This window comes from Pseudomonas endophytica (genome assembly GCF_001411475.1).
Lineage (GTDB): Bacteria > Pseudomonadota > Gammaproteobacteria > Pseudomonadales > Pseudomonadaceae > Aquipseudomonas > Aquipseudomonas endophytica.
This window is the reverse complement of sequence record NZ_LLWH01000024.1, coordinates 25,246-42,989: the sequence shown is the minus strand read 5'-3', so window position 1 is coordinate 42,989 and position 17,744 is coordinate 25,246. Positions and strand designations below refer to the sequence as shown.

Here is a 17,744-nt window from a genome sequence, read left to right as displayed (position 1 = left end):
GTTTCTTGCGAAAGTCATGTGCAATATCGGGCATTGGCCCGACTCAAGATGCTTACGAAAACAAACGTTGCGGCAAGCTTTCGTAAGAATCCGGCGAGTCCCAGATAAAACTTGAGGCTGGAAGCCTGCCATGTGCCAGCGGGAAACCCGCAGACACACGACCGACAACCAGCCTCTAGCAACATCGCTATTAGCGACGCAGACCCAGGCGAGCGATCAGCGCTTTGTAACGCTCAACGTTCTTGCCTTTGAGGTAGTCCAGCAGCTTACGACGCTGGTTTACCATGCGGATCAGACCACGACGTGAGTGGTGATCTTTGCTGTTAGCTTTGAAGTGACCTTGCAGCGTGTTGATGTTAAAGGTCAGCAGTGCAACCTGCACTTCTGGAGAACCTGTATCACCTGGAGCTTGCTGGTAGTCTTTTACGATTTCTGCTTTGTGTTCAACTGTCAGTGCCATGAGGCATTTCCTTTCATTAGGGGTCTGCTTGCAAGCAAGACAGATCCAATAGGCCGAGGACAAATCCTCGTATTTAAAAGTGAGATGTGACCGTGCCTAATAACAGCCACCCTCTTTCCAGTACGGCTCAAGGCTATTAACCCAGAACCGTCCTGCTCCGGTCATTCTGACCGAATCAGTCGACGCGGCGCGATGCGCCCGTCTTCGCTCACTTCACCGATACCGATAAAGCGACCGTTGTGATCTTGCACCCGCACCATACCGAACTTCGGTGCATCAGGCGCGCGTACTGGCTGGCCATTGAGCCAATAGAACGCGCTGGCTTCCGAAAAGTGCAGTAACGGCCAGTCCAGCAAACCGCTGTCCGATGGCATCAAGAAGCGATCAACTGCTTCGTTACCGCCTTCTGCGTGTACGGCTTCCAACTCTTCCAGCGTAACGGTTTGCGCCAAGCTGAAAGGTCCGGCTTGGGTACGACGCAATTGTGCAACGTAGGCTCCGCACCCTAGCTCTTCACCGATATCTTCCACGAGGGTACGAATATAGGTGCCTTTGGTGCAGTCAACGGACAATCGCGCTGTATCGTCTTCACTGGCCAGTAATTCGAGGCGAGTAATAGTAACAGAACGCGGTTCGCGCTCCACCACTTCACCCGCACGGGCCAACTTATAAAGAGGCTGACCATCACGCTTAAGTGCCGAGTACATCGGCGGTATCTGACTGATTTGCCCACGGAATTTAGGCAAAACAGCTTCGATATCGGCGCGACCAACGGTCACTGGACGCGTGAGTAAAACTTCACCCTCGGCATCCGCTGTACTGGTGGTTTTGCCCAATTGCATCAGGGTTTCGTAACCCTTGTCCGAATCGAGCAGGTATTGCGAAAACTTGGTGGCTTCGCCAAAGCACAGTGGCAATACACCGCTGGCCAATGGATCGAGGCTGCCGGTGTGCCCTGCTTTCTCAGCATTAAGCAGCCAGCGGACTTTCTGCAGGGCCGCATTGGAGGTAAATCCAAGCGGTTTATCGAGCAGGATAATGCCGCTGACGTTACGACGGATACGCTTGACCTGAGCCACCGCTTACTCCTTGGTGTCTTCAGGAGCAGAGGTATCGTGCTGGTTATCCTCAGCGACTGCACGCTCGATCAAAGCGGACAAGTGAGCACCACGCACAACGCTTTCGTCATAGTGAAAGTGCAACTGAGGAACGCTGCGCAATTTCATTTCACGTGCCAGTTGCATACGCAAAAAGCCAGCAGCGGCGTTCAAAACTTTGATGCTCTGAGCAATTTCTTCTGCGTTGTCTTGACCCATTACGGTGATAAAGATTTTGGCATGACCGACGTCACGGCTCACTTCAACTGCAGTAATGGTGACCAGCCCCACACGCGGGTCTTTCACTTCACGACGGATCAGCTGCGCCAGCTCGCGCTGCATCTGATCGCCGATACGTTGGGTACGGCTATATTCTTTTGCCATGTCTTGTTACCTGTTACTCACCCATGGGAAACCCATGCGTTCTGAAAGCGGCAAACGCCCGGCCAGACAGAAGCCGGACCGGGCGTTGCGTTTAGAGTCAGGGGCGAGCACATAGCATTTGCAGGCTATGGCTCGTCCTTGCTCTTGAGGCTCGCGATTTAGAGGCTGCGAGCAACCTGGACCTTCTCGAACACTTCGATTTTGTCGCCGACTTTGACGTCATTGTAGCTCTTGACGCCGATACCGCATTCCATGCCAGCACGCACTTCAGCAGCGTCATCCTTGAAGCGACGCAGGGATTCCAGCTCGCCTTCGAAGATAACGATGTCGTCGCGCAGTACACGGATTGGACGGTTACGGTGAACAACACCTTCCAACACCATGCAACCTGCGATCGCACCAAACTTCGGCGAACGGAACACGTCGCGGACTTCAGCGATACCCAGGATGTTCTCCCGAACGTCGCTGCCAAGCATGCCGGTAAGGGCTTTCTTGACGTCTTCGATGATGTCGTAGATGACGTTGTAGTAACGCATGTCCAAGCCTTCTTGCTCGACAATCTTGCGAGCACCAGCATCAGCACGCACGTTGAAGCCGAACAATACAGCGTTGGAAGCCAGTGCCAAGTTAGCGTCGCTTTCGGTGATACCACCGACGCCGCCGCCCACTACACGCACTTGCACTTCGTCGTTACCCAAGCCGCTTAACGCGCCCTGCAGAGCTTCCAACGAACCACGAACGTCAGATTTGAGGACGATGTTAAGCGTCTTCTTCTCTTCTTGACCCATGTTCTCGAAGATGTTTTCCAGCTTGCCTGCGTGAGCACGCGCCAGTTTAACTTCACGGAACTTGCCTTGACGGAACAGGGCAACTTCACGCGCCTTCTTCTCGTCGGTCATTACGCTCATTTCGTCGCCAGCATCTGGCGTACCGTCCAAACCGAGAATTTCGACTGGAATCGAAGGGCCGGCTTCTTTAATAGCCTTGCCGTTCTCATCGAGCATGGCGCGAATACGGCCGTAGTTGGAACCGACCAGTACCATGTCGCCTTGGCGCAAAGTACCGTCCTGAACCAGAACAGTCGCAACAGGGCCACGGCCTTTGTCCAGACGGGACTCAACGACGACACCACGGCCTGGAGCCGATGGAGTGGCTTTGAGTTCCAGAACTTCAGCTTGCAGCAATACGGCTTCGAGCAACTCGTCAACGCCAGTACCCATTTTCGCCGAAACCGGAACAAACGGCGTGTCACCACCCCACTCTTCCGACGTCACGCCGTGAACGGACAGTTCGCTACGGATACGATCAAGGTCAGAACCTGGCTTGTCGATTTTGTTCACTGCAACCACCAGCGGCACGCCAGCAGCTTTCGCATGCTGAACAGCTTCGATGGTTTGCGGCATTACGCCGTCGTCTGCAGCAACAACCAGAATCACGATGTCAGTTGCCTTGGCACCACGGGCACGCATTGCAGTAAACGCAGCGTGACCTGGGGTGTCGAGGAAGGTGACCATACCGCGCTCGGTTTCAACGTGGTAAGCACCGATGTGCTGAGTAATACCACCAGCTTCGCCAGCCGCTACCTTGGCGCGACGAATGTAGTCGAGCAGGGACGTTTTACCGTGGTCAACGTGACCCATTACGGTCACAACCGGTGCACGGGAGAACGACTCGCCTTCGAACTTCAGGGACTCGGCCAAGGAGTCTTCCAAAGCGTTGTCACTAACCAGCGTTACTTTGTGGCCCAGCTCTTCAGCAACCAGTTGAGCAGTTTCCTGATCCAGTACCTGGTTGATGGTGGCTGGAGTGCCCAGCTTGAACATGAACTTGATAACTTCGGCAGCCTTAACCGACATCTGTGCAGCCAAATCGCCGACAGTGATGGTTTCGCCGATTTGTACATCACGAACGACAGGACCGGTTGGGCTCTGGAAACCGTGAGCATTGCGCTTCTTCAGCTTGCTCTTGCCACGACCACCGCGACGGAAGCTGTCGCTTTCTTCGTCGGAAGTGCGAGGAGCAACGCGAGGAGCAGGCGCTTTTTCTTTAACAGACGCACGATGCGGCGCGTTTTTGCGTTCGCCATCACCGCTACCGCGACGATTGTTATCGTCAGCACGTGGCTTGTCTGGGCGGCGCTGTTCATCACGCTTACGAGTATCCGCCGCAGGAGCCGGCGCTGCTGGTGCAGGCGCGGCTACCGGTGCAGCCTGTACAGGTGCAGGGGCAGCCGGGGCTGGCGTCGGAGCAGCCGCAGGCTGACGACGCGCTTCTTCTTCGGCGCGCCGCTTGGACTCTTCATCAGCTTTTTGACGCGCAGCATTTTCTACTGCACGGCGTTCATCCAGCTCACGCTTGCGCTCGGCTTCAATTTCTTCCGGGCTTTGTTGTACGAAGACTTTCTTCTTGCGTACTTCAACGCTAATGCTTTTGCTTCCAGCAACACGCAGGGTGCTGGTGGTTTTACGCTGCAAAGTGATTTTGCGCGGTTCTTCCACTTTAGCCTTGTGGCTGCTTTTCAGGTGAGTCAGCAAAGCTTGCTTCTCACTGTCGGTCACATTCTGCTCGGCGGCGGTGTGCGGCAGACCTGCCTCACGCATCTGCTGCAACAGGCGCTCCACCGGTGTTTTGACCTCATCGGCCAGTTGTTTCACCGTGACTTGCGTCATGCATTTCTCTCCTCAGGCCGCGCCTAATTACTCGAACCAATGGGCTCGGGCGGCCATGATCAACTTGCCGGCACGATCATCGTCAATGCCGTCGATGTCGAGCAGGTCGTCAATAGACTGCTCGGCCAGGTCTTCGCGGGTAATTACGCCGCGCACCGCCAGTTCCATCGCCAAATCCTTGTCCATACCCTCAAGCGAGAGTAGGTCTTCGGCCGGATGGGCGTCTGCCAGCTTTTCCTCAGTAGCGATGGCTTTAGTCAACAAACGATCCTTGGCCCGAGCGCGAAGCTCGTTGACGATATCTTCGTCAAAGCCGTCGATGTTGAGCATTTCTTCCACCGGTACGTAGGCAATCTCTTCCAGGCTGGTGAAGCCTTCATCAACCAGCACCTGCGCCAACTCTTCATCAACTTCCAACTCTTCGATGAAGTTGCGCAAGATGTCGCCGGTTTCTGCTTGCTGCTTAGCCTGGATGTCTGATTCAGTCATCACGTTCAAGGTCCAACCAGTCAACTGGCTAGCCAAACGTACGTTCTGACCGCCGCGACCAATCGCCTGGGCCAGATTGTCTGCGCCAACGGCGATGTCCATAGCATGGGCATCTTCGTCGACAATAATTGCGGCTACTTCTGCTGGCGACATCGCGTTAATCACGAACTGCGCCGGGTTGTCGTCCCAAAGGACGATATCCACTCGCTCTCCGCCCAATTCGCCGGATACTGCTTGAACGCGTGAACCACGCATACCAATGCAAGCACCTTGCGGATCAATGCGTTTGTCTTTGGAGCGAACGGCTATTTTAGCGCGTGATCCCGGATCGCGGGAGGCTGCCATCACTTCGATCAGACCTTCAGAGATCTCTGGAACTTCGATACGGAACAGCTCGATCAACATCTCTGGCGCAGTACGCGACAGAATCAGCTGAGGGCCACGGTTCTCAGTACGAATTTCTTTCAACAATGCGCGAAGGCGTACGCCAACACGGAAAGTCTCACGCGAAATGATGTCTTCACGGGCCAGCAACGCTTCTGCGTTGTTACCCAAGTCAACGATCACGTTATCGCGCGTTACTTTTTTAACAGTGCCAGAAATGATTTCGCCCAAACGCTCGCGATAGGCATCGACTACTTGAGCACGCTCAGCTTCGCGGACTTTTTGCACAATAACCTGTTTGGCCGTTTGTGCAGCAATCCGACCGAACTCGATAGAATCAATTTTCTCTTCGATAATATCGCCGGCTACCGCGCCTGGCCGTTTTGCCTGTGCTTGGTCTACAGCCAACTCGATTGCTGGATCATCCAGATCTTCGTCTTCGACCACAGCCCAGCGACGGAAAGTCTCATAGTTACCGGTGTGGCGGTTGATTTCCACACGCAGATCGACTTCGTCCTCAAAACGCTTTTTGGTAGCGGTGGCCAGAGCCAGCTCCAGCGCTTCAAAAATTACGTTTGCCGGTACGCCCTTTTCATTGGACACCGACTCAACAACCAGCAGTACTTCTTTGCTCATCGTACGCCTCGCCTTTCGCAAGCCATTGGATCCGCGGGATCCGCGTCTCAGTCAAAACTGGGAATAATGTTGGCCTTGTCGATCATATCGATCGGCAACAAGAACTCGTGATCATCAACTTGCACCACGATGTCCTGCTCCTCTACGCCGCGCAGAAGGCCCTGAAAGTTGCGTCGCCCCTCGAAAGGAGAACGCAGCTTGATCTTTACTTGCTCACCGACAAACTGGGCAAACTGCTCAAGGGTGAACAGTGGGCGTTCCATGCCAGGAGAGGAAACTTCAAGGGTGTATTCAACAGCGATAGGATCTTCGACATCCAGGACGCCGCTGATTTGACGACTGACAATTGCGCAGTCATCCACCAACACGCCGCCTTCCTTGTCGATATACACACGCAACATTGAATGGCGGCCCTGAGCCGAAAATTCAATACCCCAGCATTCATAGCCAAGGGCCACGACCACCGGGGCCAACAAGGCCTGCAACTCTTCTAGCTTGCTCGACACCTGAACCCCCTAGTGCATGTTTGTGCATGCTGTGCAAAATGAAAAATGGGCGTATCGCCCATCTCTGAAACGCCGTTGAATATCGACGTTATAAAGTGTCCAGTTAACAAAAAGCCCCTGAATAAGGGGCTCCGCTAAAACTGGTTGCGGGAGCCGGATTTGAACCGACGACCTTCGGGTTATGAGCCCGACGAGCTACCAGACTGCTCCATCCCGCGACAAAGCTGGAGCGGAAGTATACGGTCGATCCTTTTCAGGGTCAATCCAGCCTTCCACATACAAGAAAGCCCGCAACTGCGGGCATTCTTGATAATTGGTACCGAGAAGGGGACTCGAACCCCTACACCCTATGGGCACAACCACCTCAAGGTTGCGTGTCTACCAATTCCACCACCTCGGCAATACTACAGTTACTTCTTGAAACCCGTTTTACTTTTGCTCTTGAGCTGGAGGTACGTCAGTCGCTGGAGTAGCCGACTTTTGCTCATTAAGCACCGGTACATCATCTGAAGCCGGCTTTTGCTTTGGCGCTTCTAACACTGCTGGATCTGGCAAACCTACTTGAGTCAGCTCATGAGCTTTCTCTTTAGCAAAGTAACCTAACCCCAAGCTGGTTATGAAAAAACCTGCGGCAAGTATAGCAGTAAACTTACTAAGAAAGGTAGAGGAACCTTGGCTTCCGAACACAGTATTTGATGCACCTGCCCCGAAAGATGCTCCAGCATCCGCACCTTTACCCTGTTGCAGCAATACCAGGGTAATTACACCCAATGCAGCCAACAGATGAAAAACCACTACGACTGTTTCCAGCATTTTCTCAGTTTCCCGCGGCGCGACAAATCGCACCGAACTCATCTGCATTCAGGGAAGCCCCACCAATGAGCCCCCCATCGATATCCGGCATGCTGAACAGTTCGACCGCATTGGCCGCCTTCACGCTGCCGCCGTATAGAAGCCGCACACCTTGTGCCACCTCAGGATTCTTCTGCGCCAGTTGTGCGCGAATGGCCGCATGCACATCTTGCGCTTGCTGCGGTGTTGCAGTCAGCCCAGTACCAATAGCCCAGACCGGCTCGTATGCAATCACTGCGCTTGCCAACACATCAATACCGAACTCATCAATAACAGCGTTCAGTTGACGCTCAACAACCTCAAGCGTTTGCCCTGCTTCTCGTTGCTCAAGAGTTTCCCCTATGCACAACACTGGCGTTAAGCCAGAAGCTTGAGCAGCTGCAAACTTACGATTTAGCGTCTCGTTCGATTCACCCAAAATCAGGCGTCGCTCAGAGTGCCCTATCAACACAAATTTGCAACCCGCACCCACTAACTGCTCAGGAGATATCTCCCCAGTCAGCGCACCTTGCTTCGATTCAATTGCAGCATCCTGAGCACCAACCAAAATAGGCGCATCTTCCAAGCCATTGATTACACGATCAATAAACAATTCAGACGGGAATACTGCAATCTCAACATCTTTCGGCAAGTTCAGATTACGCAGACCATCGATCAGCTCAGCGACGCTGGCGCGGGTACCGTGCATCTTCCAGTTACCAGCTACCATAGTGCGACGCATGCTTTACCTCGTCGGTCAAAGTGGGCGCAGATGTTACCCAACCAAATCAACGCTTGCAAGCCGAAATCAGGCACAAACTTCACTTACTAGCTTTGTCAGCTCTTCTGCATAGCCGCGAACCATGATTTCGTCGTCACCTTCAACCATCACCCGCACCAACGGCTCAGTGCCGGACTTGCGCAGCAATACCCGCCCACGGCCGTTCATAGCCTCAGTAACGCGCGCGCACGCCTCCTTGACTGCAGGGTGCTCAACCGGATTGTTATCACCGCCAAAACGAACGTTCAGAAGCACTTGCGGACATTTGCGCAGTGCCTGGCGCGCTTGAGCCAGGCTTTCACCTCGGCGACGCAACGCCAACAACGCTTGCAGCGCCGCAAGAAGCGCGTCACCCGTTGTGGTGTGCTGGAAGCAAACGATATGCCCAGAGTTTTCGCCGCCCACTTGCCAGTCACGCTCTTGTAGATCTGCAATCACATAGCGATCGCCCACACCAGCCCGTACAAATGGAATGCTAAGGTCAGCCAGTGCTAGCTCAAGCCCCAGATTGCTCATCAGCGTACCAACCACGCCCCCTTGCAGCTTGCCGCGCTCATGCAAGTCGCGGGCAATAATGAACAGCAGCTCATCACCATCAACAATGGCCCCGGTATGGTCAACCATCAGCACTCGGTCACCGTCACCATCGAAGGCAATCCCCAAGTCCGCGTGCTCAGCCAAGACCGCCGCCTGCAATGACTCCATATGAGTCGAACCACAGTTGTCGTTAATGTTCAAGCCATTTGGTTGTGCCGATAACACCGTGACGTTGGCGCCCAGCTCCTTAAACACGCTCGGCGCAACCTTATAGGTCGCGCCATGAGCGCAATCAAGCACTACTTTCAAGCCGCTAAAGTTAGTGCTAGTTGGGACACTGCTTTTACAAAACTCGATGTAACGACCGGATGCATCATTGATACGCGAAACCTTGCCCAGCTTGTCAGAGTCGACAACCGTCATTGGAGCCTCAAGCAACTCCTCGATCATCAGCTCAACTTCATCAGGGAGCTTGGTGCCCTCACCCGAGAAGAACTTGATACCGTTATCGTCATGAGGATTGTGCGAAGCACTAATCACAATGCCCGCTTCGGCGTGAAAGGTTCGGGTAAGGTAAGCAATAGCAGGGGTCGGCATGGGCCCCAGAAGCATGACGTCCGCGCCTGCAGCCGATAGACCCGCCTCAAGGGCAGACTCAAACATGTAACCCGAAATACGCGTGTCCTTACCCACCAAGATCCGGCAAGCACCCATGCTTCGAAATGCCATGCCCGCAGCCCAACCCAGCTTGAGCATAAAATCCGGGGTAATAGGATAAACGCCGACCCGACCACGAATACCGTCGGTGCCAAAATACTTCTTCGTCATAGGTGCTCCATCATTCTTAGTCGGCGGACTCTACCGCTGCGATCATCCGTACCACATCAACCGTTTCGGCCACATCATGGACACGCAAAATACGCGCGCCTTTTGTCACGGCAAGTGCTGCCAGCGCAAGGCTGCCATACAAACGCTCGGTGACGGGCCGATTCAACGTCTGACCAATCATACTTTTACGCGACACACCCACCAGCAGCGGTGCCCCCAAAGCGTGCAGGGCCTCCATATGCTTAAACAAACTCAGGTTGTGTTGCAGTGTTTTTGCAAAGCCGAAGCCCGGGTCCAGCACAATGCGGTCTGCGGCGATACCAGCAGCAACACATTGCTTAGTGCGCTCAACCAAAAACGCTGAAACCTCGCCAACTAGATCAGCGTAATGCGGATTATCCTGCATATCGCCCGGCTCGCCCAGCATGTGCATCAAGCACACAGGCAAACCAGTGGCAGCAGCAGCCTGCAAAGCACCTTCACGACGCAGAGAGCGAACATCATTTATAAGCCCCGCACCGAGGCGTGCAACTTCAGTCATTACGATTGGCGCGGAGGTATCGACCGAGATAATGACATCTAGTTCACGACTGATTCGCTCCACTACCGGAGCAACTCGATCAAGCTCCTCCTGCGGCAGGACGACACGAGCACCTGGGCGTGTAGATTCACCGCCTACATCAATGAGGGTCGCTCCCGCTAACACCATCGACTCTGCATGGCGTAAGGCCGCATCTGCCGGAGCATAGCGCCCACCATCAGAGAAAGAGTCAGGGGTAACATTGAGAATGCCCATAACATGCGTATGGGTTAAATCAAGAACCCGGTTGCCGCAAGGCAACCGGGTCAGGGACTGAACAGAAGTCATTTCAAGCCTTAGTGCTCAGCTGCGGGACCGCCGATAGGGGCTTCTGGACGATCAGTTTTGTCCAGCGTCGGATTACTTGGAGTGCCTGTACCGCCACCCTCCCAATCACGCGGCTCACGCGGAGGACGACCCGCCATAATGTCGTCAATCTGATCAACATCAATCGTCTCGTACTTCATCAAGGCATCAGCCATAGCTTCAAGCTTGTCACGGTTATCAGTCAGGATCTGCTTGGCAGTGCCGTAGCATCCATCAATGATGCTGCGCACCTCAAGATCGATCATCTTGGCTGTTTCGCCCGAAACGCTAGCGCCTTGACCGCCGCCGCCACGACCCAAGTAAGACTCATCATCTTCGGCATACATTAACGGGCCCAGCTTTTCGGACAAGCCCCACTTGGTCACCATGTTCCGCGCAATCTGACTCGCACGCATGATGTCATTGGAGGCACCCGTAGTAACACCGTCAAAGCCCAGCGTCATTTCCTCAGCAATACGACCACCGTAAAGCGAGCAAATTTGACTGATAAGCGCACGCTTGGAGAGGCTATAGCGATCTTCTTCAGGCAAGAACATCGTTACACCTAACGCACGACCACGTGGAATGATCGACACTTTATAAACAGGATCATGCTCTGGCACAACGCGACCCACGATAGCGTGCCCCGCCTCGTGATAAGCAGTGTTGCGCTTTTCTTTATCCGACATAACCATAGATTTGCGCTCGGCGCCCATCATGATTTTGTCTTTAGCCAGCTCAAACTCTTTCATTTCAACAATGCGCTTGCCGGTACGCGCGGCAAACAGAGAGGCTTCGTTCACCAAGTTGGCGAGGTCGGCACCCGAAAATCCTGGTGTACCACGCGCAATCACACCCGGCTGCACATTGTCACCGATTGGCACTTTACGCATGTGTACTTTGAGGATCTGCTCGCGACCACGGATGTCCGGCAAACCAACCACAACTTGACGGTCAAAACGACCTGGACGCAGCAGCGCAGGGTCGAGAACGTCTGGACGGTTAGTCGCAGCAATCACAATGATGCCGTCATTCATTTCAAAGCCATCCATCTCAACCAGCAACTGGTTGAGGGTCTGCTCACGCTCATCATGACCGCCACCCATACCGGCGCCACGATGACGACCGACAGCGTCGATTTCGTCGATGAAGATGATGCAAGGAGCATGCTTTTTGGCTTGCTCGAACATATCGCGAACACGACTCGCACCTACACCCACAAACATTTCGACGAAGTCAGAACCAGAAATCGTGAAGAACGGTACTTTAGCTTCGCCAGCAATCGCCTTGGCTAACAAGGTTTTACCCGTACCTGGTGGGCCAACCATCAGCACACCACGAGGGATTTTACCGCCCAAACGCTGGAATTTGCCCGGATCACGGAGAAACTCAACCAGCTCGCCCACTTCTTCTTTGGCTTCATCGCAGCCTGCTACGTCAGCCAGAGTCGTTTTGACCTGATCTTCGGATAACAGACGCGCCTTGCTCTTGCCAAAGCTCATCGGGCCGCCTTTACCACCGGCACCGCCTTGCATTTGACGCATGAAGAACATGAAAACAGCGATGATCACCAGAATCGGAAAGCTCGCAACCAGCAATTGAGTCCAGATGCTTTGCTGCTCAGGCAACTTGCCTTCCACGGTGACATGGTTATCAACCAGGTCGCCGATCAAACCGTTGTCCTGAATAGCAGGACGAATGGTTTTGAAGGTATCGCCATCACTGCGCTTGCCGGTGATCACGTAGCCATCCACGGCAACGCGCTCGACTTTGCCATCCTTAACTTGCTGGATGAAGTCGGAATAGTTGAGGGTTTGTGGCTCGTTTGGACTGGAGAAGTTGTTCATCACTGTCACCAGGACAGCCGCGATGATCAACCACAGGATCAGATTCTTTGCCATATCGTTCAATTAGCTACCCTCTGAAGCAAGCCCCGCTACTGAAGCGTGCTTCGCATGATATTCACCGGCATAACTTACTACATTGCCTACAACCCTTGCAGGCTCCGTCTGTAACCCTTTGTGAAACTTGACTACACAATATTCGTTATGTCAGTTCTGTAAAGCGATACAAAAAAAACTATCGCCTCGGTTAGAGGCGCTCATCGCTGGCCGAACCCTCGATACCACGAAAGCCGCGCCCCAACAAATACTGCTCGCGAGACCTGTCTCGTGATGACGACGGCTTGCGCATCTGCACTTTATCAAAAAGTTTGCGGATGTCTTTGTGGTATTGATCGAAGCCTTCACCCTGGAAGACTTTGATCAAGAAATCACCACCTGGACGCAGAACACGCCCGGCAAGATCCAGTGCTAATTCACACAGGAACATTGCTCGCGGCATATCTACAGCGGCCAATCCACTCATATTGGGGGCCATATCTGAAATCACAAGGTCTACTTGCGTATTTCCAACAGCTTCGAGAATTTGTTCCAGTACAGCGTCCTCAGTAAAGTCACCTTTAATAAAGGTCACATCCGGGATGCTGTCCATTTCCAGAATATCAGAGGCGATCAAACGTCCTTGACCACCGATCAGACGACTGGTCACCTGCGACCACCCACCCGGAGCCGCACCCAAGTCAATCACCGTCATGCCTGGACGAATCAAACGATCACGCTCCTGGATCTCCAGAAGCTTGTAACTTGCACGCGAGCGATACCCATCCTTTTGCGCCATTTTGACGTACGGATCGTTGAAATGCTCTTTAAGCCAGTTAAGGCTAGTCTTGGAACGGGCCACGGGCCACCTCAAAAAATATAAACGGGTCGTGATTAACTGGGCGGTCCCGGACTCGCTCGGGTAAACTGGCCGCCGCTTTTTACAAGATCAGACACAGGGGTCAGATTATGCCGCTCACTCAAGAGCAGAAGAAACAGTACAAATCCATTGGCCACCATCTGAAACCAGTATTGACTGTGGCTGATAATGGTTTGACTGAAGGTGTTTTAGCCGAACTCGAACGCGCATTGGGCGATCACGAGCTGATTAAAATCAAAGTCAACATCCTGGATCGCGAGTCCCGCCTAGAAACCATCGCAGAACTCTGCAAGGCTGGCAAAGCAGACCTGGTACAGGTTATCGGCAAAATGGCGCTTCTGTACCGTAAGAACGTCAATGTTAACAAGAACCTGTCGAACATCCATCGTTTCAAGTGATGTAGGCAAGAGTCAAGGGTGCGTCTATCGCACCCTGACACTCTTACTTACCAATAACAAAACCACCTGCGCAATGCATCGGGCTTTCAGCCCCGCTTAACACACCACTTCCCGCCGTAAGCCAGCCTAAGCCCGTCTTTAGGGCTCACCCAGTCATGCCTTGCAGGCAGTCGATGTCAACCTATTGTGATCGACACCTTATAAATTCTATGCCTTGCAAGCCTTGGCTATCAGCCCGCAAAAGCTAGGCTGAACGCCAAAACAGAACGCCCGCACGAAGCGGGCGCTATTGCTTAGATGTGCCGCACTTCAACAATCTCGTACTCAATGACGCCACTCGGGGTTTTCACCGCGACTACGTCACCCTCTTCCTTGGCAATCAAGGCGCGAGCAATCGGCGAACCTACCGAGATTTTTCCGAGCTTAATATCAGCCTCATCCTCACCTACGATTTGGTAAGTCACGGATTCGTCAGTTTCAACGTTCGCGATCTCGACCGTGGTACCGAAAATCACTTTACCGGTATGAGGAATAGTCGTGACATCAATGATGACCGCGTTCTGCATGCGCCCTTCGATATCACGGATACGCGCCTCAACCATACCTTGCTGCTCGCGGGCAGCATGGTATTCAGCGTTTTCTTTCAGGTCGCCCAACTCACGCGCCGTGCCGATATCTTGGCTCAGCTTAGGCCGAACAACCTTGGTCAGGTGTGCGTGTTCTTCTTCCAGGGCTTTCGCGCCCTGGACCGTCATTGGGTATTTGATCATGCCTTCATTCCTGCGTGTAAATCCTGCAAGCGACGTACGGTTTTTTCAGGACCGAATTTAAGCGCTTCACAGATCGCTTCGCCAGCAGCAATAGTCGTTGTGCAGTAAATCTTGTGCTGCAGAGCGTTGCGGCGAATGGAGTAAGAGTCAGCAATCGACTGACGACCTTCGGTGGTGTTGATAATCAAAGTGACTTCGTCGTTTTTGATCATATCAACCACGTGCGGGCGACCCTCAGTCACCTTGTTCACACGACGCACTTTTAAGCCAGCCGCTTCGATGAACTTCGCAGTACCGGCAGTCGATACGACTTCAAAACCAAGGTTAATCAGATCACGCGCAACAGCAGCAACCAATGGTTTGTCATCATCACGCACGCTGATAAATGCAGTACCGCCAGTTGGCAGCACTTCGCTAGCGCCCATTTGCGCTTTGGCAAAAGCCTCACCGAACGTGTCGCCCACGCCCATTACTTCACCTGTGGACTTCATCTCTGGGCCGAGAATCGGGTCAACGCCAGGGAACTTAGCGAATGGGAAGACCGCCTCTTTCACGCTGTAGAAGTTAGGAATGATTTCTTTAGTAAAGCCGATTTCTTTCAGCGTCTTACCAGCCATCACACGAGCAGCGATCATTGCCAGCGAGACACCGATGCACTTAGACACAAAAGGAACAGTTCGCGAAGCACGCGGGTTCACTTCGATCACGTAGATGTCTTCGCCTTGCAGGGCCAGTTGCACGTTCATCAGGCCAACCACACCCAACTCCAGCGCCATTTTCTTGACCTGCTCACGCATCTCGTTCTGGATGTGCAGCGGCAACGAGTAAGGCGGCAGCGAGCACGCAGAGTCGCCGGAGTGAACACCTGCCTGCTCGATGTGTTGCATGATCGCGCCGATCACGACATCAGTACCGTCGCAAACAGCATCAACATCCATTTCAATAGCGCAGTTCAGGAAGTGATCCAGCAGCACAGGGCTGTCATTAGACACTTTCACCGCATCGCGCAGGTAACGCTTGAGCTCTTCTTCTTCGTAAACGATTTCCATCGCACGGCCGCCCAATACGTAGGAAGGACGAACAACCAGCGGGTAACCGATTTTGCCAGCGGCGCGGATGGCTTCATCTTCGCTGCGCACAGTGGCGTTTGGCGGCTGACGCAGATTCAGACGCTCAACCATTTGCTGGAAGCGCTCGCGGTCTTCTGCACGGTCGATGGCATCAGGGCTGGTGCCAATGATCGGCACGCCTGCTTCTTCTAGGGCACGCGCCAGTTTTAGTGGAGTTTGGCCGCCGTATTGAACAATCACACCCTTGGGCTTCTCGACACGTACGATTTCCAGCACGTCTTCTAAGGTTACGGACTCGAAATACAGACGATCCGAAGTATCGTAGTCGGTAGATACTGTTTCTGGGTTGCAGTTGACCATGATGGTTTCGTAACCATCTGCTCGCAACGCCAGCGCCGCATGTACGCAGCAATAGTCAAACTCGATACCCTGACCAATACGGTTAGGACCGCCACCCAGAATGATGATCTTGTCACGATCCGTAGGGTTCGCTTCGCACTCTTCCTCATAGGTGGAGTACATGTAGGCAGTGTCAGTCGCAAACTCGGCCGCGCACGTGTCAACGCGCTTGTAAACCGGGAACACTTCAAGCTTGTGGCGATGGCGACGCAGGTTTTTCTCGGTGACACCCAGCAATACTGCCAAACGAGCATCAGAGAAGCCTTTACGCTTGAGGCGATACATGGTGTCGCGATCAATCGCAGACAGGCCTTGAGTCTTGATCTTCTCTTCATCCTTGATCAGATCTTCGATCTGGACCAAGAACCAAGGATCAATCATGTTCATGCCGAAGATGTCTTCAACAGTCATGCCCGCACGGAACGCGTCAGCCACGTACCAAATACGCTCGGCGCCCGGCACAGTCAGCTCGCGCTTGAGGACAGCCATGCTTTCCGGGTTGCTCAAGTCGAGCTTAGGATCAAGACCACTAACGCCAACTTCCAGACCGCGAAGAGCTTTCTGCAATGACTCTTGGAAAGTCCGGCCAATGGCCATAACTTCGCCTACGGACTTCATTTGCGTGGTCAAACGCGCATCGGCTTTAGCAAACTTCTCGAATGCAAAACGTGGCAGCTTGGTCACAACGTAGTCAATGGACGGTTCGAAGGACGCCGGCGTTGCACCGCCAGTGATTTCGTTTTGCAACTCGTCCAAGGTGTAGCCAATCGCCAACTTAGCTGCGATACGTGCAATCGGGAAGCCAGTAGCTTTGGAAGCTAGCGCCGAAGAGCGGGATACACGAGGGTTCATCTCGATCACGACCATGCGGCCAGTGTTCGGGCAGATACCGAATTGAACGTTGGAACCACCCGTTTCAACGCCGATCTCACGCAGCACCGCCAGCGAGGCGTTACGCATGATTTGATATTCTTTGTCGGTCAGGGTTTGAGCCGGAGCAACGGTGATTGAGTCACCGGTGTGGACGCCCATCGGGTCAAAGTTTTCGATTGAGCAGACGATGATGCAGTTGTCCTTCTTATCGCGGACAACCTCCATCTCGTACTCTTTCCAGCCGATTAACGATTCGTCGATCAGCAGTTCTTTGGTTGGCGATAGATCCAGACCACGTGAACAGATTTCTTCGAACTCTTCACGGTTGTAAGCAATACCGCCACCGGTGCCGCCCATGGTGAAGGACGGACGAATGATGCACGGGAAGCCCAGCTTTTCGAGAACCGCGTTAGCCTCTTCCATGCTGTGAGCAATACCGGAGCGCGGGCAATCTAGGCCGATAGACTTCATCGCCTTGTCAAAACGCGAACGATCTTCAGCTTTGTCGATGGTGTCAGCGTTAGCGCCGATCATCTCCACGCCAAACTTCTCCAGAACGCCTTCGCGCTCCAGATCCAGTGCGCAGTTCAAGGCTGTTTGGCCGCCCATTGTCGGCAGCAAAGCGTCTGGACGCTCTTTTTCGATGATCTTAGCGACGGTTTGCCATTTGATCGGCTCAATGTAGGTCGCATCGGCCATGTCCGGGTCGGTCATGATGGTGGCCGGGTTAGAGTTCACCAAGATGACGCGATAACCCTCTTCACGCAGAGCCTTACAGGCTTGGGCGCCGGAGTAGTCAAATTCACACGCTTGGCCGATAACAATCGGGCCAGCGCCGAGAATCAAGATGCTTTTTATGTCTGTACGTTTTGGCATGGGTTTGTCACTCAAATCCGCAGGTCAGTCGGCAAGCCGTTGATCAGGTTCCTAAGCAACCTAAGGGGCCGCCAGTATCGGGGCCACCATTAGGCTACTCATCACAGGGA

The 17,744-nt window shown here is 53.6% G+C and carries 15 protein-coding genes and 2 tRNA genes; 1 reads left to right on the top strand and 16 read right to left on the bottom strand.

What is annotated here, in order from left to right; genetic code table 11:
- Window positions 1–190: 190 nt before the first annotated feature.
- The 14 genes from rpsO to rlmE all read right to left on the bottom strand — a co-directional run bounded on the left by rpsO (window position 191) and on the right by rlmE (window position 13,230).
- Window positions 191–460: a 30S ribosomal protein S15 gene (rpsO, locus tag AQS70_RS03205; RefSeq protein WP_016783433.1), complete on the bottom strand. Its 270-nt coding sequence runs from the start codon at window positions 458–460 to the stop codon at window positions 191–193.
- 161 nt (window positions 461–621) lie between these two features.
- Window positions 622–1,539: a tRNA pseudouridine(55) synthase TruB gene (gene truB, locus AQS70_RS03200; protein ID WP_055101484.1), complete on the bottom strand. Its 918-nt coding sequence runs from the start codon at window positions 1,537–1,539 to the stop codon at window positions 622–624.
- 3 nt (window positions 1,540–1,542) lie between these two features.
- A complete protein-coding gene (gene rbfA, locus AQS70_RS03195) occupies window positions 1,543–1,941 on the bottom strand; it encodes a 30S ribosome-binding factor RbfA (RefSeq protein WP_055101483.1) in 399 nt (132 codons plus the stop codon).
- A 158-nt stretch (window positions 1,942–2,099) separates the two neighbouring features.
- Window positions 2,100–4,610, bottom strand: a complete 2,511-nt coding sequence (infB, locus tag AQS70_RS03190) for a translation initiation factor IF-2 (protein ID WP_055101482.1) — start codon at window positions 4,608–4,610, stop codon at window positions 2,100–2,102.
- 27 nt (window positions 4,611–4,637) lie between these two features.
- Complete coding sequence (gene nusA / locus AQS70_RS03185; protein ID WP_055101481.1) at window positions 4,638–6,119, bottom strand: transcription termination factor NusA; 1,482 nt, start codon at window positions 6,117–6,119, stop codon at window positions 4,638–4,640.
- Window positions 6,120–6,166: 47 nt separating this feature from the next.
- On the bottom strand, window positions 6,167–6,625 hold the full coding sequence (gene rimP / locus AQS70_RS03180) for a ribosome maturation factor RimP (RefSeq protein WP_055101480.1): 459 nt from the start codon (window positions 6,623–6,625) through the stop codon (window positions 6,167–6,169).
- 141 nt (window positions 6,626–6,766) lie between these two features.
- Window positions 6,767–6,843: transfer RNA gene (locus AQS70_RS03175), tRNA-Met, on the bottom strand.
- Between the two features lie 96 nt (window positions 6,844–6,939).
- Window positions 6,940–7,025 (bottom strand) — tRNA-Leu (locus AQS70_RS03170).
- A 29-nt stretch (window positions 7,026–7,054) separates the two neighbouring features.
- Window positions 7,055–7,438 (bottom strand): preprotein translocase subunit SecG, encoded by a 384-nt coding sequence (gene secG / locus AQS70_RS03165; protein WP_048373267.1) that lies wholly within the window; start codon window positions 7,436–7,438, stop codon window positions 7,055–7,057.
- A gap of 4 nt (window positions 7,439–7,442) precedes the next feature.
- On the bottom strand, window positions 7,443–8,198 hold the full coding sequence (gene tpiA, locus AQS70_RS03160; protein WP_055101479.1) for a triose-phosphate isomerase: 756 nt from the start codon (window positions 8,196–8,198) through the stop codon (window positions 7,443–7,445).
- A gap of 66 nt (window positions 8,199–8,264) precedes the next feature.
- On the bottom strand, window positions 8,265–9,602 hold the full coding sequence (glmM, locus tag AQS70_RS03155; protein ID WP_055101478.1) for a phosphoglucosamine mutase: 1,338 nt from the start codon (window positions 9,600–9,602) through the stop codon (window positions 8,265–8,267).
- Between the two features lie 16 nt (window positions 9,603–9,618).
- Window positions 9,619–10,470 (bottom strand): dihydropteroate synthase, encoded by an 852-nt coding sequence (gene folP / locus AQS70_RS03150; RefSeq protein ID WP_055101477.1) that lies wholly within the window; start codon window positions 10,468–10,470, stop codon window positions 9,619–9,621.
- 8 nt (window positions 10,471–10,478) lie between these two features.
- Window positions 10,479–12,389 (bottom strand): ATP-dependent zinc metalloprotease FtsH, encoded by a 1,911-nt coding sequence (gene ftsH, locus AQS70_RS03145; protein ID WP_055101476.1) that lies wholly within the window; start codon window positions 12,387–12,389, stop codon window positions 10,479–10,481.
- A gap of 190 nt (window positions 12,390–12,579) precedes the next feature.
- Complete coding sequence (gene rlmE / locus AQS70_RS03140; RefSeq protein ID WP_055101475.1) at window positions 12,580–13,230, bottom strand: 23S rRNA (uridine(2552)-2'-O)-methyltransferase RlmE; 651 nt, start codon at window positions 13,228–13,230, stop codon at window positions 12,580–12,582.
- Window positions 13,231–13,337: 107 nt separating this feature from the next.
- On the opposite strand from rlmE, the gene yhbY reads away from it, so the two are divergent.
- Window positions 13,338–13,646 (top strand): ribosome assembly RNA-binding protein YhbY, encoded by a 309-nt coding sequence (gene yhbY / locus AQS70_RS03135; RefSeq protein WP_055101474.1) that lies wholly within the window; start codon window positions 13,338–13,340, stop codon window positions 13,644–13,646.
- 293 nt (window positions 13,647–13,939) lie between these two features.
- Here the strand turns inward: yhbY and greA are convergent, their stop codons facing one another.
- Window positions 13,940–14,416, bottom strand: a complete 477-nt coding sequence (greA, locus tag AQS70_RS03130) for a transcription elongation factor GreA (RefSeq protein ID WP_055101473.1) — start codon at window positions 14,414–14,416, stop codon at window positions 13,940–13,942.
- Entirely contained in the window at window positions 14,413–17,634 is a 3,222-nt protein-coding gene (carB, locus tag AQS70_RS03125; RefSeq protein ID WP_055101472.1) for a carbamoyl-phosphate synthase large subunit, read from the bottom strand. Before carB ends, greA begins: the two co-directional genes overlap by 4 nt.
- Window positions 17,635–17,744: the final 110 nt, after the last annotated feature.